23 protein-coding genes are annotated in these 23,431 nt (G+C 73.0%); 13 read left to right on the top strand and 10 right to left on the bottom strand.

From position 1 onward, the window contains the following. Positions 1–289 precede the first annotated feature (289 nt). Positions 290–883: a M23 family metallopeptidase gene (locus tag OG373_RS18200; protein ID WP_405439243.1), complete on the top strand. Its 594-nt coding sequence runs from the start codon at positions 290–292 to the stop codon at positions 881–883. A gap of 96 nt (positions 884–979) precedes the next feature. Here the strand turns inward: OG373_RS18200 and OG373_RS18195 are convergent, their stop codons facing one another. The 6 genes from OG373_RS18195 to OG373_RS18170 all read right to left on the bottom strand — a co-directional run bounded on the left by OG373_RS18195 (position 980) and on the right by OG373_RS18170 (position 6,718). Continuing rightward, entirely contained in the window at positions 980–2,176 is a 1,197-nt protein-coding gene (locus OG373_RS18195; protein ID WP_405439242.1) for a LamG-like jellyroll fold domain-containing protein, read from the bottom strand. Between the two features lie 71 nt (positions 2,177–2,247). Beyond that, a complete protein-coding gene (gene cseC / locus OG373_RS18190; RefSeq protein WP_397739072.1) occupies positions 2,248–3,567 on the bottom strand; it encodes a two-component system sensor histidine kinase CseC in 1,320 nt (439 codons plus the stop codon). Beyond that, positions 3,564–4,277 (bottom strand): two-component system response regulator CseB, encoded by a 714-nt coding sequence (gene cseB, locus OG373_RS18185; protein WP_189974098.1) that lies wholly within the window; start codon positions 4,275–4,277, stop codon positions 3,564–3,566. Before cseB ends, cseC begins: the two co-directional genes overlap by 4 nt. Before the next feature lie 29 nt (positions 4,278–4,306). Further along, entirely contained in the window at positions 4,307–4,948 is a 642-nt protein-coding gene (locus OG373_RS18180) for a hypothetical protein (protein ID WP_405439241.1), read from the bottom strand. A 35-nt stretch (positions 4,949–4,983) separates the two neighbouring features. After that, entirely contained in the window at positions 4,984–5,544 is a 561-nt protein-coding gene (locus OG373_RS18175; RefSeq protein WP_397739077.1) for a SigE family RNA polymerase sigma factor, read from the bottom strand. A gap of 175 nt (positions 5,545–5,719) precedes the next feature. Beyond that, complete coding sequence (locus OG373_RS18170; protein WP_405439240.1) at positions 5,720–6,718, bottom strand: A/G-specific adenine glycosylase; 999 nt, start codon at positions 6,716–6,718, stop codon at positions 5,720–5,722. Positions 6,719–7,025: 307 nt separating this feature from the next. Between OG373_RS18170 and OG373_RS18165 the strand changes: the two genes are divergently transcribed. Then, a complete protein-coding gene (locus OG373_RS18165; protein ID WP_405439239.1) occupies positions 7,026–7,763 on the top strand; it encodes a hypothetical protein in 738 nt (245 codons plus the stop codon). Between the two features lie 86 nt (positions 7,764–7,849). On the opposite strand, the gene disA is transcribed toward OG373_RS18165, so the two are convergent. Then, positions 7,850–8,974, bottom strand: a complete 1,125-nt coding sequence (gene disA / locus OG373_RS18160; RefSeq protein WP_030727101.1) for a DNA integrity scanning diadenylate cyclase DisA — start codon at positions 8,972–8,974, stop codon at positions 7,850–7,852. A gap of 216 nt (positions 8,975–9,190) precedes the next feature. Beyond that, positions 9,191–10,603, bottom strand: a complete 1,413-nt coding sequence (gene radA / locus OG373_RS18155; RefSeq protein ID WP_405439238.1) for a DNA repair protein RadA — start codon at positions 10,601–10,603, stop codon at positions 9,191–9,193. Here radA and OG373_RS18150 point away from each other — a divergent pair. Beyond that, entirely contained in the window at positions 10,602–10,745 is a 144-nt protein-coding gene (locus tag OG373_RS18150) for a hypothetical protein (RefSeq protein ID WP_405439237.1), read from the top strand. The genes radA and OG373_RS18150 overlap by 2 nt on opposite strands. A gap of 51 nt (positions 10,746–10,796) precedes the next feature. Next, the gene (locus OG373_RS18145; protein ID WP_405439236.1) at positions 10,797–12,563 is read left to right on the top strand and encodes a BACON domain-containing protein; all 1,767 of its coding nucleotides are present in this window, start codon (positions 10,797–10,799) and stop codon (positions 12,561–12,563) included. A gap of 30 nt (positions 12,564–12,593) precedes the next feature. Here the strand turns inward: OG373_RS18145 and OG373_RS18140 are convergent, their stop codons facing one another. After that, complete coding sequence (locus tag OG373_RS18140; RefSeq protein ID WP_405444106.1) at positions 12,594–13,355, bottom strand: hypothetical protein; 762 nt, start codon at positions 13,353–13,355, stop codon at positions 12,594–12,596. A 195-nt stretch (positions 13,356–13,550) separates the two neighbouring features. On the opposite strand from OG373_RS18140, the gene OG373_RS18135 reads away from it, so the two are divergent. The 5 genes from OG373_RS18135 (at position 13,551) to ilvD (ending at position 18,479) form a co-directional block, all read left to right on the top strand. Next, positions 13,551–14,489 (top strand): Ppx/GppA family phosphatase, encoded by a 939-nt coding sequence (locus OG373_RS18135; RefSeq protein ID WP_405439235.1) that lies wholly within the window; start codon positions 13,551–13,553, stop codon positions 14,487–14,489. A gap of 48 nt (positions 14,490–14,537) precedes the next feature. Continuing rightward, positions 14,538–14,963, top strand: a complete 426-nt coding sequence (locus OG373_RS18130; protein WP_405439234.1) for a DUF3592 domain-containing protein — start codon at positions 14,538–14,540, stop codon at positions 14,961–14,963. A 62-nt stretch (positions 14,964–15,025) separates the two neighbouring features. Further along, a complete protein-coding gene (locus tag OG373_RS18125; protein WP_405439233.1) occupies positions 15,026–15,874 on the top strand; it encodes a sugar phosphate isomerase/epimerase family protein in 849 nt (282 codons plus the stop codon). Continuing rightward, complete coding sequence (locus tag OG373_RS18120) at positions 15,871–16,506, top strand: TetR family transcriptional regulator (protein WP_405439232.1); 636 nt, start codon at positions 15,871–15,873, stop codon at positions 16,504–16,506. Before OG373_RS18125 ends, OG373_RS18120 begins: the two co-directional genes overlap by 4 nt. A gap of 122 nt (positions 16,507–16,628) precedes the next feature. Then, on the top strand, positions 16,629–18,479 hold the full coding sequence (gene ilvD, locus OG373_RS18115) for a dihydroxy-acid dehydratase (protein ID WP_390796552.1): 1,851 nt from the start codon (positions 16,629–16,631) through the stop codon (positions 18,477–18,479). Between the two features lie 71 nt (positions 18,480–18,550). Here the strand turns inward: ilvD and OG373_RS18110 are convergent, their stop codons facing one another. Then, positions 18,551–20,710: a serine/threonine-protein kinase gene (locus tag OG373_RS18110; RefSeq protein ID WP_405439231.1), complete on the bottom strand. Its 2,160-nt coding sequence runs from the start codon at positions 20,708–20,710 to the stop codon at positions 18,551–18,553. Between the two features lie 105 nt (positions 20,711–20,815). Between OG373_RS18110 and OG373_RS18105 the strand changes: the two genes are divergently transcribed. From OG373_RS18105 to OG373_RS18090, 4 genes are all read left to right on the top strand, one after another. Then, positions 20,816–21,115, top strand: coding sequence for a peptidase (locus OG373_RS18105; protein WP_397739099.1), 300 nt, complete (start codon positions 20,816–20,818; stop codon positions 21,113–21,115). Positions 21,116–21,257: 142 nt separating this feature from the next. Further along, on the top strand, positions 21,258–21,785 hold the full coding sequence (locus OG373_RS18100; protein ID WP_405439230.1) for a hypothetical protein: 528 nt from the start codon (positions 21,258–21,260) through the stop codon (positions 21,783–21,785). Positions 21,786–21,840: 55 nt separating this feature from the next. Further along, entirely contained in the window at positions 21,841–22,656 is an 816-nt protein-coding gene (locus OG373_RS18095) for an ABC transporter ATP-binding protein (protein ID WP_405439229.1), read from the top strand. Further along, positions 22,653–23,408 (top strand): ABC transporter permease, encoded by a 756-nt coding sequence (locus tag OG373_RS18090; RefSeq protein ID WP_397739105.1) that lies wholly within the window; start codon positions 22,653–22,655, stop codon positions 23,406–23,408. Before OG373_RS18095 ends, OG373_RS18090 begins: the two co-directional genes overlap by 4 nt. Positions 23,409–23,431: the final 23 nt, after the last annotated feature.

The following is a 23,431-nucleotide window of genomic DNA, read 5'->3' as shown; positions in this document are numbered from 1 at the left end:
GGTTCCGGGTGCGGTGACAAGCCGCACAGAACAAATCGGACGTACTAGGTGGATTCGTAGATCAAATGGACCCCGGGGAGGGACCTTCGTCCCTGGAAAACCGCCGTCAACAGGTCGGAGAGCCCGGACTTCGCTACGAGTTCGAGTAGTAATGGGGAGGTTTGGGGAAGTACGGGGGCTCGGGTTACCAAGGATGAGCCAAGCCCGGCACGCGCTTCATCGTGCCGGGTCACTTCATGCCTCTTACAGGCGTGAAACCCCCCTTGTCCCCGGCCCCGGAGGTCTGCACATGTTCGCGAAGCGCGTCAACACCCGTCGTACCCGTATCGCTGTCGGCACCACCGCTCTCGGTGCGGTGCTGGCCCTCGGGGCGGGCACGACCGCCGCGTTCGCAGACGCCCCGCAGACCGCCGTCTCCGCCAAGGCGGCCGGCTCGGCCGGTGCCGCGGGCGCCTCGAAGACCGGTCTCTGGGACAAGCCGCTGGAGAAGTACACGCTGTCCGCCACCTTCGGCAAGGGCGGCAACATGTGGTCCCACAAGCACTCCGGCCAGGACTTCGCCGTCCCGGTCGGCACCCCGGTCAAGGCCGCGGCCGCCGGCGTCATCGTCAAGGCCGGCCCGAACGGCGGCGGCGACGGTCCCGCGTACGGCAACGCCATCGTGGTCAAGCACGCCAACAACACGTACTCGCAGTACGCGCACCTCTCGAAGATCCAGGTCAAGGTCGGCCAGAAGGTCAAGGCCTCGCAGCGCATCGCCCTGTCCGGCAACACCGGCAACTCCAGCGGCCCGCACCTGCACTTCGAGATCCGCACCACCCCGAACTACGGCTCCGCCGTCAACCCGGTGGCCTTCCTGCGCACCAACGGCGTCACCGTCTGACGCGTCCGACGCGCCCCACAGTCAGGCCTGCCTGACCCTTCTCGACCGCCGCCCCCGCGGCGCACGTCGTACCGGCCGACCCGCCCTGCTCACCGATCAGGTGAGCAGCCAGGCATGGGTCGGCTTCGGCGCTGGTGCGAGCTTCCCCTCCTTGTACCCGGCCGCCTGCTCCGCCGTGAAGGCCATGTTGTAGACCTTGATGTTGTGCAGGGCGCCCTGCCACGGACCGGTCCAGATGTTGTGGTGCTTGGACCGGCCGAGCTGGAACGGACCGGGGGCCTGCCAGATGGGCGGCACCGGGGTCTCGCCGGCCTTCTTGCCGTCCACGTAGAGGGCGATGGCTTTTTTCTCGGCGTCGTAGGTGGCCATCAGCAGCGTGGGGGTCTTCACCATGTTGAGCCCCTCGGCGGTGACGGTCCGCGTGGTGGCCGCGGCGCCCTTGTCGCCCGTCTGCACGCGGAAGATCCAGGCCTGCTTGCCGTTGACCTCGTTCACGCCGAGCTCGAAGGAGAACGACTCCCCGTCGCCCTGGCTCATGACGATCCGCGAGCCCTTGGCGGCGGAGTTGTAGGCCCGCGCCGTCAGGGTGAAGCTCTTCGTCACGTCCACGACCGGCTCCGCGGACTGCGCCCACGAGTTCGCGTTGCCCCGGCCCACGACCTGGAACCGCTTGCCCAGCGGGCCGACCTTGAGATCGGGGCCGAGCCGCATGCCCATGCTGCCGTAGCTGTCGCGCAGCAGGGTGTCGTCACCCGCGACGGTGGCGGTGTAGGCGCCCGGCGACTTCGAGTCCTCCGGCTCGGGCGAGGCGGAGGTCGTGGGCTGGGCGTCCGGCTGGCCCCCGTCGTCGCCGCCCAGCAGGAAGAACGTTCCGCCGCCGGCCAGCAGCGCGAGGACGGTTATGCCGCCGCCGAGCATCCACAGCCGCTTCTTGCGCCGCTCGGCCGCGGAGCGGTCGGCCATGGCATCCCAGTCGACCTGCTCGGACGCGCCGGGCAGGTCCGGACCGGCCAGCCTCGTGAAGCCCGGCTGGGCCGGAGCCGGAGACCACTGCTGACCGCCGCCCGCGTCCTGCTGCTGGTACGGGTCCTGCTGGTACGCGTCCTGCTGGTAGGGGTCCTGCTGCTGGTACGGGTTCGGCTGCTGCCCGGCCGGTGGGTAGCCGTAGCTTCCGGCGGAGGACGGGTAGCCGTAGCCGCCCTGTGCGGGCGGTCCCGGCGGGAACCCGTATCCGCCGCTCCCGTGGGCGGGCTCGGGCTGCGGGTGGCTCGGGGGATTCGTACCGTCGGTCATGCCACGGATGCTAAGTCACGGACCCCCGGGCGGGCACGGCCCGGGGTCGGTCCCGTCCGACCCGCCCCGGTTCAGCCCTGCGCCGGCCCCAGGACCGGGAAGCTGCCCGTCGCCGTCGGCGCGTGCTCCGGCAGCCACAGCACCGCCACCGCACCGGCCGCCGCGCCCTCGCGCTCCACGCCGCCGCGGGCGGCCACGTTACGGAACGTCAGCCGGGCGCCCAGCACCCGTGCCTGGCCCTCCGCGATGGTCAGCCCCAGCCCGTGCCCCACGCCCGCACGGTCCGTCGACCCGGTGCGGAAGCGGCTCGGCCCCTCGCGCAGCAGCGCCTCCGGGAAGCCCGGCCCGTGGTCCCGGACCCGTACGACCCGGCCCTCGACGTCGACCTGGATCGGCGGCTGTCCGTAGCGCGCCGCGTTGGCCAGCAGGTTGCCCAGGATCCGCTCCAGGCGCCGCGGGTCGGTGCTGACGATCTCGTCCGCGACGACCCGTACGGTCGCCTCCGGCATCAGCGACGCGACCCGGCGGCTCACGAACTCGCCCAGCGCCACGTCCTGGAGCTCCGCCCGCTCCGACGCGCTGTCCAGCCGGGCCACTTCCAGTACGTCCTCGACCAGCGCGCGCAGCGCCTGTACCCGGTCCCGCACCAGCTCGGTCGGCCGCCCCGGGGGCAGCAGTTCCGCCGCCGTGAGCAGGCCGGTGACCGGAGTCCGCAGCTCGTGCGCGATGTCCGCGGTCACCCGCCGCTCGGCCTCCAGCCGCTGCTGGAGGGCGTCGGCCATGGCGTCCACGGCCCGCGCGAGGTCGTCCGTCTCGTCGCGGACGACGCCACCGACCGCGTCCCGGACGCGTACGTCGGGATCGCCGTGCGCCACCCGCTGCGCGGCGGCCGCGGCCTTGCGCAGCCTGCGCGAGATCTGTCCGCCGATGAGTACGCCGAGCGCCGAGCCGGCCATCACGGCGGACAGGCCGCCGATGACCAGGGCCCGGTCCAGGTCGGGGAGCAGATTGACGCTCTCCCGGAACGGTGTGTGCAGCGACAGCACCTGCCCGTTGCCGAGCGGTACGGCGGCCCAGACCTCGGGCAGCCCCCCGTGCGGCCGTTCCTGGATGTAGGTCCCGCGCCGGCCCGACTGCGCCTTGTGCCGCAGCTCGGAGGGCAGTTCGGGATCGTTGAGCTTGGCGCCCATGGGCGGTTTGCGCCCGGCCTCGGCATTGCGGGAGATGAACTGCACGCGCTCCAGCTGCACCTCGCGCGCGCTCTCCAGCATCGACACGCGGGCAGCGCTGTGCACCACCAGACTCAGCGCGACCGTGACGAGGGCACCCACGGCCGCGATGGCGAGTGTGATCTTCCAGCGGATCCCCGTGCGGAGGGTGAACCGTCTCATGCCTTGAGTTTGTATCCGAAGCCCCGGACCGTTTCGATCCGGTCCTGGCCGATCTTGGTGCGCAGGCGCTGGACGTGAACGTCCACGACGCGGGTGTCGCCGCCCCAGTCGTAGTCCCAGACCCGCTCCAGCAGGCGGTCGCGCGACAGGACGGTGCCGGGCGCGGAGGAGAACTCCAGCAGCAGCCGCATCTCGGTCGGCGTCAGTGCGACGGCGGCGCCCGCCCGGCGGACCTCCATGCCCTCGGTGTCCACCTCCAGGTCGCCGAAGGAGAGCACGCCGCGCTCGCCGTCCGAGCCGTTGTCCGCCCCGTTCGGGCCGCCGTTCTGCGGGCCGCCCGAGTGGTCGAAGCGGCGCAGCACGGCGCGGATCCGGGCGACGAGGACGGATCCGTCGAAGGGCTTGGTGACGTAGTCGTCGGCGCCCGCCTCCAGGCCCAGCACCACGTCGATGGAATCGGCGCGCGCGGAGAGCATGATCACCGGAACGGTGGACTCGTCGCGGATGCGGCGGCACAGGCTGACGCCGTCCATGCCCGGGACCATCACGTCCAGCAGCGCGATGTCGGGCCGGTTCGCACGGAAGGACTCCAGGCCGGACAGGCCGTCGGGCATGGCCGTGACCACGAACCCGTCGCGTTCCAGCGCCAGGGTCGTGGCCTCACGGATGACGTCGTCGTCCTCCACGAACAGGACATGGGTCTCGGCCATGCGGGAGCCTCGCCTCGGTTCTTCTGTGCTCAGTTCTTCTGACTCGTGACCGGGGCGGGCTGGACTCCGCCGTCGACCACGTTGCTGTACTCCGAGTGAACTCGGTCCTGCTCGGTGAACTTCTCCCCGTTCCAGCGGTACGTGATCACGTCCTCGCCCGACGGATAGGCGAGCGCGTCGCTCTTTCCGTAGACCTGCTTCGTGACGACCAGGTCGCCCCGGTCGATCTCCGCGTAGACGGGTGGCTGTTCGTCCGAGAACACATTCTCGTACGTGCTGCCGTCCGCCCGGTACACGTAGGTTCCGCGCCCCAGGGCATCGGCGCAGGACAGGACGTTGATGACGATGTCCGCGACGGGGCCGCCGGTGACCTTCCCGTAGCTCACGTCCACGGGGTACTCCTTGCCCGAGCACGGCTTGAGGTCGCGTTTGACCTCGGTGCCGACCTTGGGGTCCTTCATCAGCAGCGCGACGGGGTCGACCTTCTTCAGCGCCTGCCCCGACGAGGCGGCCGAGGCCGCGGAGGAGTCCTCGGGGGAGGCCCCCGAGGGGGTGGTTCTGGACACGGCCTCGGTGCGGGCCGGGCCGCCGTCGCGCAGGCCGGTGCCGCCGGTGGCGCACCCGACCGCGAACACGGCTGTGCCGACGAGGACGACCGTCCCCGCCGACATCAGCACCAAAGAACTTCCGGACAAGCCTTGGCCGTTCAGGCCGCGCACCGCTCACGCCCCTCGTACTGCATGGTGTGGTCACCGCGCTCCAGCGCACGCATGTCCAGGTCCCGGCTCTCCAGCTCCTGCCGGAGGCGGGCCAGCGCGCGGTGCAGAGTGCTCTTCACGGTTCCCGCCGACATTCCGAGCGCCGCGGCCGTTTCCTCGGTGCTCATCTGCTCCCAGTGTCGCAGCACGACCACGCTGCGCTGCTTGGGCGCGAGAACCTTGAGGATGTCCATGAGCAGGGCGCGGTCGGCGCGCTGGTCGGAGCCGTCCTCGACGGAGGCGTCGGGGAGCTGGTCGGTGGGGACCTCGTCGAGCTTGCGGGCGCGCCACCACTCGGTGCGGGTGTTGATCATGACGCGGCGCAGGTAGGCGTCGGCCAGGGACTTGTCGGCGATGCCGTCCCAGCGGCCGTAGGTGCGCACGAGCGCGGTCTGCAGGAGGTCCTGGGCGTCGGTCGGGTCCGGGACCAGACGCCGGGCGCTGCGCAGCAGTGCGTCCTGCCGGGTGCGTACGTACTCTTCGAATTCGAGTACCTCACCGTGCGCCATCTGAGACCGCCTCCGCTGCCGTCCACCCGCTCATCCGCTGCCTTACGGATTCGAAGGTACGGAGGGGTTGTCACGGGCCTGTGCGAGCCAGCCTTCGGTGGACGCACGGACACCCATAGGTTGTGTAACAACCCCCGTGAGCTGCGCTTTCACGGCAGGAAGCGGAATCTTCGAGTCAGCTTCGATCGGGTCCGGCGGCGGGCGGCGGGGCTGCCTGCGGGCCTGCCCCGGGAGCCGTCTGCGGGGCGGTCTGTGGGGCCGTCTGCGGGAGCCGGTAGAGGCCTCCGTCCAGGGGTTCCACCAGCCCGTCGGAGACCAGCCCGTCCAGCGCCCGGGCCCGCTGCACCGGCTCGTCCCAGACCGTGTCGAGCACGGCCTGCGGAACGGCGCCCACCGCCTCCCGGAGCACGGCGAGGAGCTTCCCGCGCACCTGCCGGTCGGTCCCGGCGTACGTCTGCCCGCGCCGTGGCGGACCCTCGTGCGCGGGCTTCCCCGCGAGGCGCCACGCGCACAGCCCGGCCACCGGGCAGCGCGCGCAGTCGGGGCTCTTGGCGGTGCACACCAGTGCGCCGAGCTCCATGGAGGCCGCCGCCCAGCGGGCCGCGGTGTCCTCGTCCTCGGGCAGCAGGGCCCGGGCCAGGCGCCGCTCGGCGGCGGTCGTCGCGTTCGGCGGGTACTCGACCCCGGTCGCGGTGCGGGCGAAGACCCGCCGGACGTTGGTGTCGAGGACGGCGTGCCGCTGCCCGTACGCGAAGGAGGCCACGGCCGCCGCCGTGTACTCGCCGATCCCGGGCAGCGCCAGCAGCTGCGCGTGCTCCCGCGGTACGTCGCCCCCGTGCCGCTCCGTTATGGCGACGGCCGCGCCGTGCAGCCGCAGCGCGCGGCGCGGGTAGCCGAGCCGCCCCCAGGCCCGTACGGCCTCGCCGGGGGACTCTGCGGCCAGGTCGGCGGGGCGGGGCCACCGGGCGAGCCACTGCTCGTAGACCGGCAGGACCCGGCTGACGGGCGTCTGCTGGAGCATGAACTCGCTGACCATGACCCCCCAGGGGCCGGCCTCGGGGCGGCGCCAGGGCAGGTCGCGGGCGTGCTCGTCGAACCACGCGATGACGGGGGAGTGCAGCGCGTGGGAGGAGTCGGGGGATACGGCCGTGGAGGAAGCGGGAGATGCAGTCATGGCAGACGGCATCCTGGCACGTTTCACATGCCTCGGCGCGCCGGACCGGGACCGGGGAACCGGACGACGGCCGGAACTGCCCATGCCTACCGAACGTACTCAAAGCGGCTCACTCTCCGCGTCAGCCCTTTGGCCGGATCTCGATGCCGGCGGTTGCGCCCGCAGGATGATCATCGGCAAATCGAGTGCACCGCGCGGCATGTGGGGCACTGATCGGGTCGCGGACTCTCGTAAAGTTCCGTCCGTGGGATCTCTGCGCAATCCGGTCGGGCCGCTCCCCTCCTCCATCTACTGGCGACGGAGGGCTGTGCTGGCTTCCGTTGTCGCGCTCCTCGCGCTCCTCGCCGTATGGACCGTCAGTTCCGGTGGGGGGAGGACGAGTACGAACGGAAAGGGCCAGGGCGGCCCCGACCCGGCCGCCTCGATCACCCCGGGTCCGGCCGGCACCGGCCCCGCGATCAGCGCGGCCCCCGGCGGGCGCCCGGAGTCGGGCAGTGGCGGAACCACCGGCTCCGAGGGCGGCTCCACGGGCGGCGCGGGCAAGAACGGCGAACCGGGCAGCGGCACGGCCTCGAACGGTGGCTCCGGTTCCGGCGGCGCCGCGGGCGGCCCCGCCCAGGTCCCGGCGGACTCCCCGCTGCCCACCTGTGCGCCGGGTGCGCTGCAGTGGGAGGTCAAGAGCGCGAAGAACGAGTACGAGGCGAACGAGAAGCCCCGCCTCGAACTGGTCGCCCGCAACACCTCCGGAACCACCTGCAAGATCGACCTCGGCCCGAAGCAGGCCGTTCTGACGATTCTTCAGGCGAGCAGCAGCAAGGCGGTGTGGTCCTCGGCGGACTGCCCGGCGGGCGCGGGCAACGCCTTCTTCCGCCTCCCGGCGCAGGGCGAGACCAAGCAGTCGCTGGACTGGGACCGCCGGTTCAGCGCGGCCGACCAGTGCCAGACGCCTCCGGCGGGGTCCGCGGCTCCCGACACCTACGTGGTCGAGGTCAAGGCCCCGGGCATGCCGGTGGCCCGGACCTCGTTCGTCCTGAAGCAGGACTAGAGGATTCCGGCCCCGCCGCTGGTTGGGCGCGGGGTCCGGAGGCGGCGCGGGCCGGGCAGTGGTCCGGTCCGGCTCGGCGGCGCGTCCTAGACGTACCGCTCCAGGATGGACGACTCGGCCAGGCGGGACAGGCCCTCGCGGACGCTGCGGGCACGGGCCTCGCCCACGCCGTCCACGGCCTGCAGGTCGTCGACGCTCGCGGCGAGCAGCTTCTGCAGCCCGCCGAAGTGCTCCACGAGCCGCTCGATGATCGCCCCCGGCAGCCTCGGCACCTTCGCCAGCAGCCGGTAGCCGCGCGGCGACACCGCCGAGTCCAGGGTCTCCGGAGAACCGGTGTACCCGAGCGCCCGCGCCACGATCGCCAGTTCCAGCAGCTCCGGATGGGTCAGCGCGTCCAGCTCCGCCAGCGCCTCGTCCACCGTGCGGGAACGCTTCGCCGTCGGCTCCGGCACGTAGTCGCGGATGACCAGCTCCCGCTCCTGCTCGATCCCGACCGTCAGCTCGTCCAGCTGCAGGGACAGCAGTCGCCCGTCCGTGCCCAGTTCGACCACGTACTCGGCGATCTCGGTGGCGATCCGGCGGACCATTTCCAGCCGCTGCGCGACCGCGGTCACGTCGCGGACCGTGACCAGGTCCTCGATCTCCAGCGCCGACAGCGTGCCCGCGACCTCGTCGAGGCGCAGCTTGTACCGCTCCAGCGTGGCCAGTGCCTGGTTCGCCCGGGACAGGATCGCCCCGGACTCCTCCAGGACCCGCCGCTCCCCGTCCACGTACAGCGCGATCAGCCGCATCGACTGCGACACCGAAACCACCGGGAAGCCGCACTGCTTGGAGACGCGGTCCGCCGTGCGGTGGCGCGTGCCCGTCTCCTCCGTCGGGATCGACGCGTCGGGCACCAGCTGCACACCGGCCCGGAGGATCTTGGTGATGTCCTTGTCGAGGATGAGCGCGCCGTCGAGCTTGCACAGCTCGCGCAGCCGGGTCGCGGTGAACTCCACGTCCAGGACGAAGCCGCCGGTGCACATCGCCTCGACGCTCTTGTCCATACCGAGGACGATGAGCCCGCCGGTGTTGCCGCGGACGATCCGTTCCAAGCCGTCACGCAGCGGCTGACCAGGTGCGACCGCGCTCAGCGAGGCGCGCATCATGGCCTCCTGCTTGGAGCTCGCGCCCGACTTGCCGGATGCTGCTGCCCCGTCCTTGGCTGCCACTGCACTCCTCCGGTCGCGGGTCGTACCGCCCTGCGCCGCGGGCACGAGGACGTGCGTACGGCCGGGCGGACCATCCAGAAGTCTACCGGCGCGCGCCGCGGCCCCGCCGTGGCTTGTCCGGGTACGGCGCGCGAGGGCCTCGTACGGACCCCCTGACCAGCGGATCGCTCTCCCCGGGGACGGCCCGGGGCGGCCTCGGGCCGTCCCCGGGGGCGGTTACTCCCCGGACCGCTCCCTGGCCGACGTACGGGACCGGCCGCGCGGCAACACCCGTAGCGCGTCGCCCATGTCGGCCACCTCGATGACCTTCATCCCGGCCGGCACCTTGCCCGGATCCGCCGGGACCAGCGCGTGGGTGAACCCCAGCCGGTGCGCCTCCGTGAGCCGCCGCTGCACGCCGGTCACCCGCCGCACCTCGCCGGCCAGGCCGACCTCACCGATCGCCACGAGGTTCTTCGGCAGCGGGACGTCACTGGCGGCGGAGGCCAGCGCGAGCGCGATCGCCAGGTCGGCGGCCGGCTCGGTGAGCTTCACCCCGCCCACCGTGGCGCTGTAGATGTCGCGCTTGCCGAGCGCCGTGATCCGGCCGCGCTGCTCCAGCACCGCCAGCATCATCGAGACGCGCGAGGTCTCCAGACCGGAGGTGGTGCGCCGGGGGGAGGGGATCTGCGAGTCCACGGTCAGCGCCTGCACCTCGGCGACCAGCGGGCGCTTCCCCTCCAGCGTCACGGTCAGGCAGGTGCCGGGCACGGCCTCGGCCCGCCGGGTCAGGAACAGCCCGCTCGGATCGGCGAGGCCGGTGATCCCCTCGTCGTGCAGCTCGAAGCAGCCGACCTCGTCGGTGGCCCCGTACCGGTTCTTGATGCCGCGCACCAGCCGCAGCCGGGCGTGCCGGTCGCCCTCGAAGCTCAGTACGACGTCGACGAGGTGCTCCAGCAGACGGGGACCGGCGATGGCCCCGTCCTTGGTCACGTGCCCGACGAGGAGGGTGGACATCCCGCGTTCCTTGGAGGCGCGGATCAGCGCGCCGGCCACCTCGCGCACCTGGGCCATGCCGCCGGGCGCGCCGTCGATCTCGGGGGAGGCGACGGTCTGTACGGAGTCCAGGATCAGCAGGGAGGGCTTCACGGCGTCGAGGTGCCCGAGCACGGCGGACAGGTCCGTCTCGGCGGCCAGGTAGAGGTGATCGCTGAGGGCGTTGATCCGGTCGGCCCGCAGCCGCACCTGGCTCGCCGACTCCTCGCCCGTCACGTACAGCGTGCGGTGCTCGTCGCTGGCCGCCTTCGCCGCGACGTCCAGCAGCAGCGTCGACTTGCCGACACCGGGCTCACCGGCGAGCAGGACGACGGCTCCGGGCACGAGCCCGCCGCCGAGGACGCGGTCCAGCTCGTCCACGCCGGTGCTGCGGGCGGTCGCCGTCCGGCCGTCGACCTGGGCGATCGGCAGGGCGGCGGTGGAGACCCGGCCGGCCGCGGTGGTCCGCACGGCGGGCGCGCCCATCTCCTCGACGGTGCCCCAGGCCTGGCACTCGGGACAGCGGCCGAGCCACTTCGCGGTCGTCCAGCCGCAATCGGTGCAGCGGTAGGACGGCCGGTCCTTGGCGGATGAACGAGCGGTGCGGGCAGCCATGGCGCTCACGGTAGCCGCCCCCACCGACAAGCCGGACCGCGGTGGCGGTCGCACGGTCCCCGGGGGCTTCCGGCGGGCCGTGGGCGTACCGCGTCAGGGCCCGCGTCAGCGCCTCACCGATCTGTTCACCCGTAAGGGCTAAATGTGGTGAAGGCTTCCAGGGCGTCACCGGCGTGCCGCCTACGGTCGCCAGGTGAACAGCAGCAACCAGGCACACTCCTCAGCGCGCACCGGCGCACACCGGGCGCACGGGCGCACGCCCCACGAGGGCGAGCAGCCGCCGCCGTTCCGGCACGAGCCCTACCTGGACGGCCTGTTCACGTACTGCCTGTCGGTCCTGTGCGACCACGACAGCGCGACCGACGTGCTCGGGGACGTCCTCGCCGTCGCCGAGCGGCACCCGGGCCGCTGCCCCGACGAGGGGGACCGGCGCGCCTGGCTCTACGCGCTCGCCCGCTGGGGCTGCCTGCACCGGCTGGCGGAGCAGCGGCGCGCACGACAGGGAGCGCATTCCGCCCGGCGTGCGCCGGAGCACACCCAGCGCGACCGTGCGCCGGGTGGCGACACCGGCCCCGAACGCGGCGCGGAGGCCCGCCGGCCGCTTGACGTCAGCGCCTACCGCCGCACCGAGCTGGCCCGGCTCGCCTGGCCCGAAGCCGCCGGCACCACACCCGAGCAGCGCGAGGCCCTCGAACTCGCCGTCCGCCACCGTCTCGGCGTCCCCGAACTCGCCGCCGTCCTCGGCACCCCCGCCGCCACCGCCCGCGAGCTGCTCTCCGGCGCGGCCTGCGAGGTGGAGCGCACCCGCGCCGCCCTCGCCGTCGTGGAGACCGGAAACTGCCCCGGCGTCTCCCGGCTGACCGGTGACGACGGCGACGGCGGCGACGGCAACGTACTGCTCTCCAGCACCCTGCGCGCCGAGCTCGTCCGCCACGTCGACGACTGCCCCCGGTGCCGCCGCGTTGCCGAACGCGTGGGAGCCGCCGGCCCCTGGCCCGGCTCCGGCGGCCTCGACACGGCCGCCCTTCCCCTGGTACCCGCCCCCCGTACCGCCGTCCACGCCGCGATGCTCCGCTCCGGCCGGGGCCGCGGCCGCGGCGGAGCCGCCCCGCGCTTCGACCGCACCGGCTTCCCCATGGATCCCAAGGACCGCGCCGCCCGCCGCGACCGGCTGCGCGCCCGGGTGGTGACCACCACCGTGGTCGCCACCGTCGTCGCGGCCCCCGTCCTGGCCCTGTGGGCCGCGTACCGGGGCGGCCCGGAGACGGGCGAGCCCGGCGGCGATGCCACCGGTATCTCCGCCAGCGAGTCCGAGCTCCCGACCGCCCGGACCGACGGCCGCCCGCTCACCGCCTACGAGAACGCCGGGAACGCCGCCACCACGACCGGCGGCCCGGGCTTCGCCCAGACCGACACCGCCTCCGACGTCTCCGTCGAGGTGATCAGCAGCGGCCCGCCGGCCACCCCCGACCAGCCCGGCGGCGCCGGCCGCCTCGCCGTGGCCGCGTCCTCGCAGGGCTCCGTCACCCTGCTCACCCTCACCGCCTCCGGCGGCGCCCCGGTCGACTGGCGGCTCTGGTCCGACGCGCCCTGGCTGCGCGCGAGCCGGACCGCGGGCACGCTGGCCCCAGGAGAATCGGTCACCCTGCGCATCGTCGTGGACCCCGAGGCCCAGCCCGTCGGCGCCTGGACGGCCCGGGTCGGGGTCGACCCCAGCGGCGCGGTGGTGGCCATCCAGGGCCGGGGCCGCCCGGCGCCCGCGCCCACCCGGAACCCGACGCAGCCCGCGACCCCGGAGCCCTCTCCGGACCCGACGCAGCCGGCCACGCCGAACCCGTCCCCGACGGAGCCGACGATCCCGCCGCCGTCCCCGACACCCGCGCCGTCCGCGACGGAGGGCACAGGCGGAACGGTTTCCCCGGCCCCGGACCCGGCCCCGTCGGGGTCATCGGGCCCCTGAGGCAGCCGGCCGGGTCAGGAGCCGGCCTGGTCAGGCGGGATCCGCGGGATCCGCGGGGTGCGGGGCCATCGGCAGCAGCGAGGCGAGCCGCGCCTCGCACAGCTCCACGAGCGCGTCGTACCCCTCCTTGCCCATCAGCTCCGTCAGCTCGGGGCGGTACGACACGTACACCGGCTGCCCGGCACCGTGCGCCGAGGTGGCCGAGGTGCACCACCAGTGCAGGTCGTGGCCGCCAGGGCCCCAGCCGCGGCGGTCGTACTCACCGATCGACACCTGCAGCACGCGGGTGTCGTCGGGCCGGTCGATCCACTCGTAGGTGCGCCGGATCGGCAGCTGCCAGCAGACGTCGGGCTTGGTCTCCAGCGGCTCCTGGCCACTTTTGAGCGCCAGGATGTGGAGGGAACAGCCGGCGCCGGCGGGGAAGCCCGGCCGGTTCAGGAAGATGCACGCGCCGTCCCAGCGGCGGGTCTGCTTCTCCCCGTCGTCGTCGTGCTGCGTCCACCCGCTCTCGCTGCCGACGTCGTGGAACTGCCACAGCTCGGGTGTCAGCCGGGCCACGTGCTCCGCGACGCGCTTCTCGTCGTCCTCGTCGGAGAAGTGCGCGCCGAGCGTGCAGCAGCCGTCGTCCGCCCGGCCCGCCTGGATGCCCTGGCAGCCGCTGCCGAAGATGCAGGTCCAGCGGGAGGTGAGCCAGGTCAGGTCACAGCGGAAGATCTGCTCGTCGTCGGCGGGGTCGGGGAATTCCACCCAGGCCCGGGGGAAGTCGAGCCCTTTCTCGTCGGCCACGACCACGACCTTTTCCTTGCCGCCCTTGGCCTTGGCCCTGGCGCCGTCCTTGGCGCGGGCCCCGGTCCTGTCCTTGACGGTGTCCTTGCCCGTGTCCTTCTGCGACCGGGTCTTGTTGGCCTTCTTCGTATTTGGCACAAACCCAAGCCTATGCGCCCCTTACTCAACCCCCGAGTCTTCCTCGCAGTAGCGTTTCCCCCTATGAGACTCGGTGTGCTGGATGTGGGTTCGAATACGGTCCATCTGCTGGTGGTGGACGCGCACCCCGGCGCGCGCCCGCAGCCGGCGCACTCGCACAAGGTGGAGATGCGGCTGGCGCAGCTGCTCGACGAGGCGGGCGCCGTCACGCCAGACGGCGTCGAGCGTCTCGTCTCGGTGATCGGCGACGCGGTGCAGGCCGCCGAGGACAAGGGGTGCGAGGACGTCCTGCCCTTCGCGACCAGCGCCGTACGCGAGGCCACGAACGCGGACGAGGTCCTCGCGCGGATCAAGGCCGAGACCGGCGTCGACCTGCCGGTGCTGAGCGGCGAGGACGAAGCCCGGCTCACCTTCCTCGCGGCCCGCCGCTGGTTCGGCTGGTCCGCCGGGAAGCTGCTGGTCCTGGACATCGGCGGCGGCTCGCTGGAGATCGCGTACGGGATCGACGAGGACCCGGACGCGGCCGTCTCCCTCCCGCTGGGCGCGGGCCGCCTCACCTCGGGCTGGCTCCCGGGCGACCCGCCGGACCCGCTGGACATCCGGGCGCTGCGACGGCACGTGCGGGCGGAGATCGCCCGCACGGTCGGCGAGTTCCGCCGCTTCGGCGCCCCGGACCACGTGGTGGCGACCTCGAAGACCTTCAAGCAGCTGGCCCGCATCGCGGGCGCGGCGCGCTCGGCGGACGGCCTGTACGTGCAGCGGGACCTGAGCCGCAAGTCCCTGGAGGAGTGGGTCCCGCGCCTGGCGGCGATGACGACGGCCCAGCGCGCGGCCCTCCCGGGCGTCTCGGAGGGCCGGTCGAACCAGCTCCTGGCGGGTGCGCTGGTGGCGGAGGCCACGATGGACCTCTTCGGCGTGGAGGAACTGGAGATCTGCCCGTGGGCCCTGCGCGAGGGCGTGATCCTGCGCCGCCTGGACCACATGCCGGCGCCGGGGGTGTGACCCGGCCGAGGGCGCAACCGGAGCTCCGGCGGACGCGTCGCACAGATCATGGGACGCGAATGGCTTTTCTCCCTCATACCCCTGACGATCGGCGTCGCCTGCCTCGGCATCGGCACGTACGGCCTGCGCCGTGCCGCTCTGCTGCGGCGCAACGGCGTCAGCGCGGTCGGCCGGATCGTGCGCCACGAAGTGATCAGGAGCGATGAGGGCGCCACGTTCCACCACCCGGTCGCGGCCTGGACCTCGCCGGACGGGCGCGCCCACGAGTACGCGTCCAGGTTCGGCCGCGGATCGGTCGGACACGCCTATCGGGTGGGAGCGAACGTCACGGTCCGCTACGACCCGGAGCAGCCGCGCCGTTTCGAGGTCGTGGGCTGGGACGCGAGGACCGTCGATCTGGTGTTCACCGTGCTCGGGTCGGTCTTCACGGCGGGCACGGTGATCGTGCTGCTCGTCCGACTGCTCACCCTGTGACGGACCGCCCCGCGTGGCCGCCGTCACGGTCGGCGGCCGCCGTGGGCCCGTACCCTGTCCCCGTGGCAGAACCAGTCCGTGTCCCGACCGCGAAAGTCGCCCTCTCCACGGCCTCCGTCTATCCGGAGTCGACGGCGACCGCCTTCGAGATCGCCGCGCGCCTGGGGTACGACGGCGTCGAGGTCATGGTCTGGACGGACCCGGTCAGTCAGGACGTCGACGCCCTGCGCCGCCTCTCGGACCACCACGGGGTGCCGATCCTGGCCGTGCACGCGCCGTGTCTCCTGATCACCCAGCGGGTCTGGTCCACCGATCCGTGGATCAAGCTGCAGCGCGCCCGGGCGGCGGCCGAGCGGCTCGGGGCGGGCACCGTGGTGGTGCATCCGCCGTTCCGCTGGCAGCGCCAGTACGCGCGGGACTTCGTCTCCGGCATCTGGCGTATGGCCGACGAGACCGACGTCCGGTTCGCCGTGGAGAACATGTACCCCTGGCGCTACCGCGACCGCGAGATGCTCGCGTACGCCCCCGAGTGGGACGTGACCAAGGACGACTACCGGCACTTCACGGTCGACCTGTCGCACACCGCGACCGCCCGCACCGACGCCACCGCGATGATCGACCGGATGGGCGACCGGCTCGCGCACGTCCACCTGGCCGACGGGAACGGATCGGCCAAGGACGAGCACCTCGTCCCGGGCCGCGGTACGCAGCCCTGCGCCGAGCTCCTGGAGCGCCTCGCGCGGACCTCGTTCGACGGGCACGTCGTGATCGAGGTGAACACCCGCCGGGCGATGTCCTCCGCCGAGCGCGAGGCCGATCTCGCCGAGGCGCTGGCCTTCACCCGCCTGCACCTCGCCACCGCAACCGCAACCGCCACCGAGCCCGAGCGCGACGGGGCCCACCGCCCATGACGGCCGACTCCGAGCCCGACGCACCGAAGCCCCGCCGCCGCGGCCCCGGCCGCCCCCGGCAGGACGAGGCCGACGAGGGCCCCGGCACCCAGGAGCGCATCCGGCTCGCCGCCCGCGAGGTGTTCGCGGAGCGCGGGTACGACAAGACGTCCGTGCGCGGCATCGCGAAGGTCGCCGGCGTCGACCCGGCGCTCGTCCACCACTACTTCGGCAGCAAGGACGATCTCTTCGCCGCCGCCATCGAGGTCAGCATCGAGCCCGCCCTGGTGGTCCCCGCGATCATCGGCAAGGGGCCGGACGGCATCGGCGAGCGCCTCGCCCGCTACTTCCTCGGTGTCTGGGAGAACCCGGTCACCCGGGTCCCGCTGCTCGCGGTGATCCGCTCCGCGCTCACGCACGAGGCCGCCGCGAAGGTGCTGCGCCAGCTGGTGCTGCGGCGGGTCCTGGAGCGCGTCGCCGCCGACCTCGACGTCCCCGACCCGACGTTCCGTGCCGAGCTCGCCGCCTCCCACATGGTCGGCATCGCGATCCTGCGCTACGTGGTCCAGGTGGAGCCCCTGGCGTCCGCCGACCCGGAGAAGATCGTGGCTCTGGTCGCGCCCACGCTCCAGCGGTACCTGACCGAGGACTGAGCCCTCCGTCCCGGCATCCGGACGTGGTGTCCGGATCGCGGGCGGTGGGCGTAGCCTCGTATCTGAGCCATATCCGCAGTCGCGGCTGACCGTACAGCCGCACTCATGGGGAGTGAAACCGCATGCCCGAGCTGAGGTCCCGCACCGTCACCCACGGCCGCAACATGGCAGGCGCGCGTGCGCTGATGCGCGCGTCGGGCGTAGCGAGCGCGGACATCGGCAAGCCGATCGTCGCGGTCGCCAACTCCTTCACCGAGTTCGTCCCCGGTCACACCCACCTGGCCCCCGTCGGCCGGATCGTCTCCGACGCCATCCGCGCCGCCGGTGCGATCCCGCGCGAGTTCAACACCATCGCGGTCGACGACGGCATCGCCATGGGCCACGGCGGCATGCTGTACTCCCTCCCCTCCCGCGACCTGATCGCGGACTCGGTCGAGTACATGGTCGAGGCGCACTGCGCCGACGCGCTGATCTGCATCTCCAACTGCGACAAGATCACGCCCGGGATGCTGATGGCCGCGATGCGGCTGAACATCCCGGTCGTCTTCGTCTCCGGCGGCCCGATGGAGGCCGGCCAGGCCGTCCTCGTCGACGGCACCGTCCGCAAGCTCGACCTGATCGACGCCATGGTCGACGCCTCCAACGAGAACGTCTCGGACGAGGACGTCCTGCGGATCGAGGAGAACGCCTGTCCGACCTGCGGGTCGTGTTCGGGCATGTTCACCGCCAACTCGATGAACTGCCTCGCCGAGGCCATCGGTCTCGCCCTCCCGGGCAACGGCTCGGTCCTCGCCACGCACACCGCCCGCCGCGCCCTGTACGAGGACGCCGGCCGCACGGTCGTGGAGATCACCAAGCGCTACTACGAGGACGGCGACGAGTCCGTCCTGCCGCGCAGCATCGCCACCCGCGAGGCCTTCGAGAACGCCATGGCCCTCGACATCGCGATGGGCGGCTCCACGAACACGATCCTGCACCTGCTGGCCGCCGCCCAGGAAGCGGGCCTGGAGTACGACCTCACCGACATCGACGCCGTCTCGCGCCGCGTCCCGTGCCTGTCCAAGGTCGCGCCGAACGTGGCGCCCGGCGGCACGTACTACATGGAGGACATCCACCGGGCCGGCGGCATCCCCGCCATCCTCGGCGAGCTGCACCGCGGCGGTCTCCTCAACAAGGACATCACCACCGTCCACTCCGACGGCCTGGAGGACTGGCTCGCGAAGTGGGACGCCCGCTCCGGGACGGCCACCGACACGGCCATGGAGCTGTGGCACGCGGCCCCCGGCTGCGAGCGCTCCGCCACCGCCTTCTCCCAGTCCAAGCGCTGGGAGACCCTCGACCTCGACGCCGAGGGCGGCTGCATCCGCTCGGTGCAGCACGCGTACTCCAAGGACGGCGGACTGGCCGTGCTGCGCGGCAACATCGCCGTCGACGGCTGTGTCGTGAAGACCGCCGGCGTCGACGAGTCGATCTGGACCTTCGAGGGCCCGGCCGTGGTCTGCGAGTCCCAGGACGAGGCCGTCGACAAGATCCTCCGCAAGGAGATCAAGGCGGGGGACGTCGTCGTCATCCGCTACGAGGGCCCGCGCGGCGGCCCCGGCATGCAGGAGATGCTCTACCCGACCTCCTTCCTCAAGGGCCGCGGCCTCGGCAAGGTCTGCGCCCTGGTCACGGACGGCCGCTTCTCCGGCGGCACCTCGGGCCTGTCCATCGGCCACGCTTCCCCGGAGGCGGCCTCGGGCGGCACCATCGCGGTCGTCGAGGACGGTGACCGGATCCGCATCGACATCCCGAACCGGTCCATCGAGGTCCTGGTCGACGAGGCCACCCTCGCCGCCCGCCACGAGGCCCTCGGCGGCGTCTACGCCCCGAAGAACCGCGAGCGCAAGGTCTCCGCGGCCCTGCGCGCCTATGCCGCCATGGCCACCAGCGCCGACAAGGGCGCGGTCCGCGACGTCAGCCTCCTCGGCTGACCCCGTAATTTCGGCAACGGCCGCAGGCGCCCCCGCACCCTCCGGTGCGGGGGCGCCGCCACGTCACCGTGTCACCAGGCGGCGGGTGCGCCCGCGGCCACCGCGAACACCGTCCCGTCGGGCGCACTGCCGAACAGCCGCCCGTCCCCGACCACCGGCGCGGGCAGGGTCGAGGTGTAGCCGCCCGGCCCGCCCCCGATCCGGGGCTTCGTCTGGCCCAGCAGCCGCCCGCCGCCGTCCACCGCCAGCGTCCGCCCGTCGGACGCCGTCAGGTGGATCCGCCCGTCGTGGACCACCGGCCGCGAGCCCACGGCCACGCCCGTCTCCAGCCGCCAGTCCTCGCGCTCCGCACCGACCGCGGCCAGGGCGCCGCCCGTCCCGAAGGCGTACACCCGCCCGTCCGGGCCGACCGCGGCCTGCGCGTCGAGCAGCGGTGCGGCCAGCGCGGTCCGGCGTACGGCACGGGTCGCGAGGTCCACCCGTACGACCGCCCTGCTCACCGCCCCGGACGCGGACCGCGAGTCGCCCTCCAGCAGGTACAGCCCGCCGGCCGCCGTACCGACCGGTTCCAGCAGTGAGGGGCTGCGGACCTGCCAGCGCACCGTGCCGTTCGCCGGATCGACCGCGCTGATCTGCGTGGACTTCCCGTCCGCCGCCTGGGTGGACACGTACGGGACGGGGCCGCCGCTCTGGTCCGGGCCGGCGAACCAGACGGAGCCGGGCCCGCCGAGCCGGTGGGTCCAGCGCGCCGCGCCGGTGGCCGCGTCCAGCATCGTGACGTTCCCGTCCGGGCCCGTCACCAGCAGCAGCTCGCCCACGGGCACCACCTGCGCCCCCTGCTGCAGGCTCCGCTTCCAGCGCTGCGCACCGGCCGCCGGATCCAGCGCCCGGAGCGTCTTCCCGCCGTCGTCCACCGCGAGCACCAGCCCGGCGGCGTGCAGCGGGGCCGGATTCGGTGTCATCCGCGATTCGGGTGCCGCGCCGCGTACGGACCAGAGCACCGAGCCGCTCGCGGCGTCGAGGCGGGTGGCGGCCAGCCCGGGCCCGGAGCAGTACAGGGCCCCGGCCGACCAGGAGCAGGCCGGGAAGGGGTTGCCCTGCCCCCGCTCACCGACCGGTACGGCCCACGACGTCACGGCGCCCGCCCCGGTGGCCCGGGCGTGCACGGCGGACGGGTCCGACGCGTCCGGGGCGCCCGCGTCCGCACCGAGGGCCAGGTACCCGCCGAGCGCCCCGGCGGTCACCAGCAGCAGGATCCCGACCGCCGTGAACAGCCGCGCCCGCCGCCGGGGCCGGGCAGCGGGCGCGGGTGCGGGCGCGGGTGCGGCGACGATCCGGTCCCGCCGGTGGGTGCTCTCCTCCACCCGCTGCGGTCGCCGCGGGTTCGGGATGAAGGCCCGGGTGTCCTCCGACGTGGGATAGGCCAGCGCCCGCAGCTCACTGATCAGTGCGTCGGGCGTGGGGCGTTCGGCCGGGTCCTTCGCGAGGCAGCGCTCGACGATCGGCATCAGCTCCGCCGGCAGCCCGGTCAGGTCGGGGTCGTGGTGGACGACCTGGTACGCCACCAGGTAGGGGCTGTCGGAGTCGAAGGGGCCGCGCCCGGTCGCCGCGTGCACGAGGACGGCGCCCATCGCGAACAGGTCCGCCGCCGGCCCCACTTCCCGCGGCCGCTGGAACTGCTCGGGTGCCATGAAGGGCGGTGTCCCGATCAGCTTCCCGGTCTCGGTGCGCAGATCGCTGTCCGTCGGCCGGGAGATCCCGAAGTCGATGACCCGCACCCCGTCGGGCGCCATCAGGACGTTGCTCGGCTTCAGGTCCCGGTGCACCACGCCGGCCCGGTGGATGTCGCGCAGCGCCTCGGCCAGTCCGGCGCCGAGCCGGGCCAGTTCGACGGGCTCCAGCACCCGCTCCCGTACCCGCTCGGAGAGCGTCGGCGCGTCGATGAACAGCGTGGCCATCCACGGCCGTTCGGCATCGGGGTCGGCGTCCACGACGGGCGCGGTGAACGCGCCGCTCACCTTGCGCGCGGCGACGACCTCCTGCCGGAACCGGGCCCGGAACTCCGGGTCCACGGCGTGCTCGGGATGCACGATCTTGACGGCGAGTTTCAGCCCCGAGGCGGAGGTGGCGAGGTGGACGACCCCCATGCCGCCCGAACCCAGGACGGATTCCAGCCGGTACTGCCCGGCGTACTCCGGAAAGCCCGCCCGATCCCTGCGCAGCGACTGCACCGCTGACCACCCCCGCCGGAGCCTAGTCGATGCCCCCTGAGGATCTCCAAGGTCCTGCTACCCTGCGCGAGTTGCGAAGGGCAACGCTCAGGGGGGAGATTTCGCATGTCCGAAAAGAGTGAGTCCGGCCAGGTCCAGAGCCTCGCCGCCGAGTCCGGTTTCCAGACGTTCCCGGTGGCGCCCGGCTACCGGGTGAACGTCCGCAGCGGCCCGGGCACCAGCTACTCCATCGTCAAGGTCCTGCCCTACGACTCGTACGTCTCGATCCGCTGCCAGGGCCCGGGTACGACGGTCTCCGGTCCGTACGGCACGACCGACATCTGGGACTGCATCGGCAACGGACAGTTCGTCTCCGACGCCTACGTCAGGACGGGCAGCGACGGCTACGTCGCCACCCGCTGCTGAGTTCCGCGCCGCGTTCCGTGCCGCTTTCCGTGCAGAGTTCCGTGGGGGGACGGGGACCGGCCACGACCACGACACGCGTCGGACCCGTCTGACACGTGAGACACACCCGGCCCGACCGGCCCGGCGGGGGATAATCGCTGACGTGAGCGACGACCAGCGAGACCAGACCCCCGCCGAGCCGGCCCAGGCCGCGGTGCCCGCCGGCCCGCAGCCCGAGCCGATCCGGTTCTTCGGCACCACGTGGGTCGACCACGACGGCGGCTACGCCCTGCGCCGCGTCGGCCTCGCCATCGGCTCGCTGGCCACCGCCGTCTCCGCCGCCGTCCTGCTCCGCCTGGCCTACGAGGGCCTGGAGATCGGCAATGTCGGCCCCTTCCTCAGCATCTCGGTCGTCGTCCTCTTCGCGATCGCCAGCTCCATCGCATTCACCAAGACCTGGGCCTCCTTCAGCCGTCGCCCCGCTCCGTCCTCCGACGAGGCCGCCCTCAAGGGCCTGAAGACGATCGGTTTCATCGGCTCCCTGATCGCGTACTTCCTGCGCTGCCTCGGTGAGGCCCCGGGCGAGAAGCTCCACCGCGCCGAGTACGAGAGCGCCCGCGCCGAGTACGCCCGCCGCCGCAGCACCCGTACGGGCAACCCGGCCACGCGCCGCCCCAAGCGCAAGAAGTAGTCCGCATCCTCCCGGCGATTGACGGCACGGCACCGCCAGGAGCATTATTCATCACATGATGAATAAGCAGCCCGAGGGAGACCCGGCCGCCGTCCACGCCCATGACCTGAGCGTCCGCCGCGGCACCGGCCGCACCCTGCGCACCGTCCTCGACTCCCTCGCCTTCGACGTCCCCCGCGGCCGCATCACGGGCCTCCTCGGCCCCTCCGGCTGCGGAAAGTCCACGCTCATGCGCGCCGTCGTCGGTACCCAGGCCCACGTCACCGGCACCCTCGACGTCCTCGGCGAGCCCGCGGGCCACCCCCGGCTCCGCTCCCGCATCGGCTACGTCACCCAGGCGCCCAGCGTCTACGACGACCTCACCGTCCGGCAGAACCTCGAATACTTCGCCGCCGTCCTCGACCCCGGCCGGGCCGCCGCCGACCGCCGCGCCGCCGCCGTCACCCGCGCCATCACCGACGTCGACCTCACCAGCCGGGCCGGCGCCCTCGCCGGCAACCTCTCCGGCGGCCAGCGCAGCCGCGTCTCCCTCGCGGTCGCCCTGCTCGGCACCCCCGAGCTCCTGGTCCTCGACGAACCCACCGTCGGCCTCGACCCCGTCCTGCGTCGCGACCTGTGGAACCTCTTCCACGACATCACCACCACCCGCGGCGCGACGATCCTCGTCTCCTCCCACGTCATGGACGAGGCCGAGCGCTGCCACGACCTGCTCCTCATGCGCGAGGGCCGCATCCTCGCCCAGGACACCCCCGACGCACTGCGCACCCGTACCCACTCCACCACCGTCGAAGAGGGCTTCCTGCGCCTCGTCGACGAAGCCGACGCGAACGCCGCCGACGCCGCCGCCCTCACCCCGGAGCAGAGCCGATGACCGCCACGACCGCCATGAGCGGCGCCCGCACCGCCGCCACCGCCGCCCGCGTGCTGCGCCAGCTCCGCCACGACCCGCGCTCCATCGCGCTGATGCTGCTGGTCCCCGTACTGATGCTCACCCTGCTGCGCTTCGTCTTCGACGGCAGTCCCAGGACCTTCGACGGCATCGGAGCGTCCCTCCTCGGGATCTTCCCGCTCATCACCATGTTCCTGGTGACCTCCATCGCCACCCTGCGCGAACGCACCTCAGGAACCCTGGAACGCCTCCTCGCCATGCCGCTCGGCAAGGGCGACCTCATCGCCGGCTACGCCCTCGCCTTCGGCGCCGTCGCCGTCCTCCAGTCCGTCCTCGCCACCGGCCTCGCCCTCTGGGTCCTCGGCCTCGACGTCGTCGGATCCCCCTGGCTGCTCCTCCTCGTGGCGCTGCTCGACGCCCTCCTCGGCACCGCCCTCGGCCTCTTCGTCTCCGCCTTCGCGGCCTCCGAGTTCCAGGCCGTCCAGTTCATGCCGGCGGTGATCTTCCCGCAGCTCCTCCTCTGCGGCCTCTTCGCGGCCCGCGACACCATGCACCCGGTCCTCGAAGGCCTGTCCGACGTACTGCCCATGTCCTACGCCGTCGACGGCATGACCCAGGTCCTCACCCACACCGACATGACCGCCGCATTCGTCCGCGACGCCGTGATCGTCGCCGCCTGCGCCCTGCTCGTCCTCGCCCTCGGCGCGGTCACCCTCCGCCGCCGCACCCCCTGACCGGACCCCTGACCGCACTGCGG

The organism is Streptomyces avidinii (genome assembly GCF_045161815.1).
Lineage (GTDB): Bacteria > Actinomycetota > Actinomycetes > Streptomycetales > Streptomycetaceae > Streptomyces > Streptomyces avidinii.
Note: the sequence above shows the minus strand (reverse complement) of the source record. Positions and strands in the feature narration are given on the sequence as shown.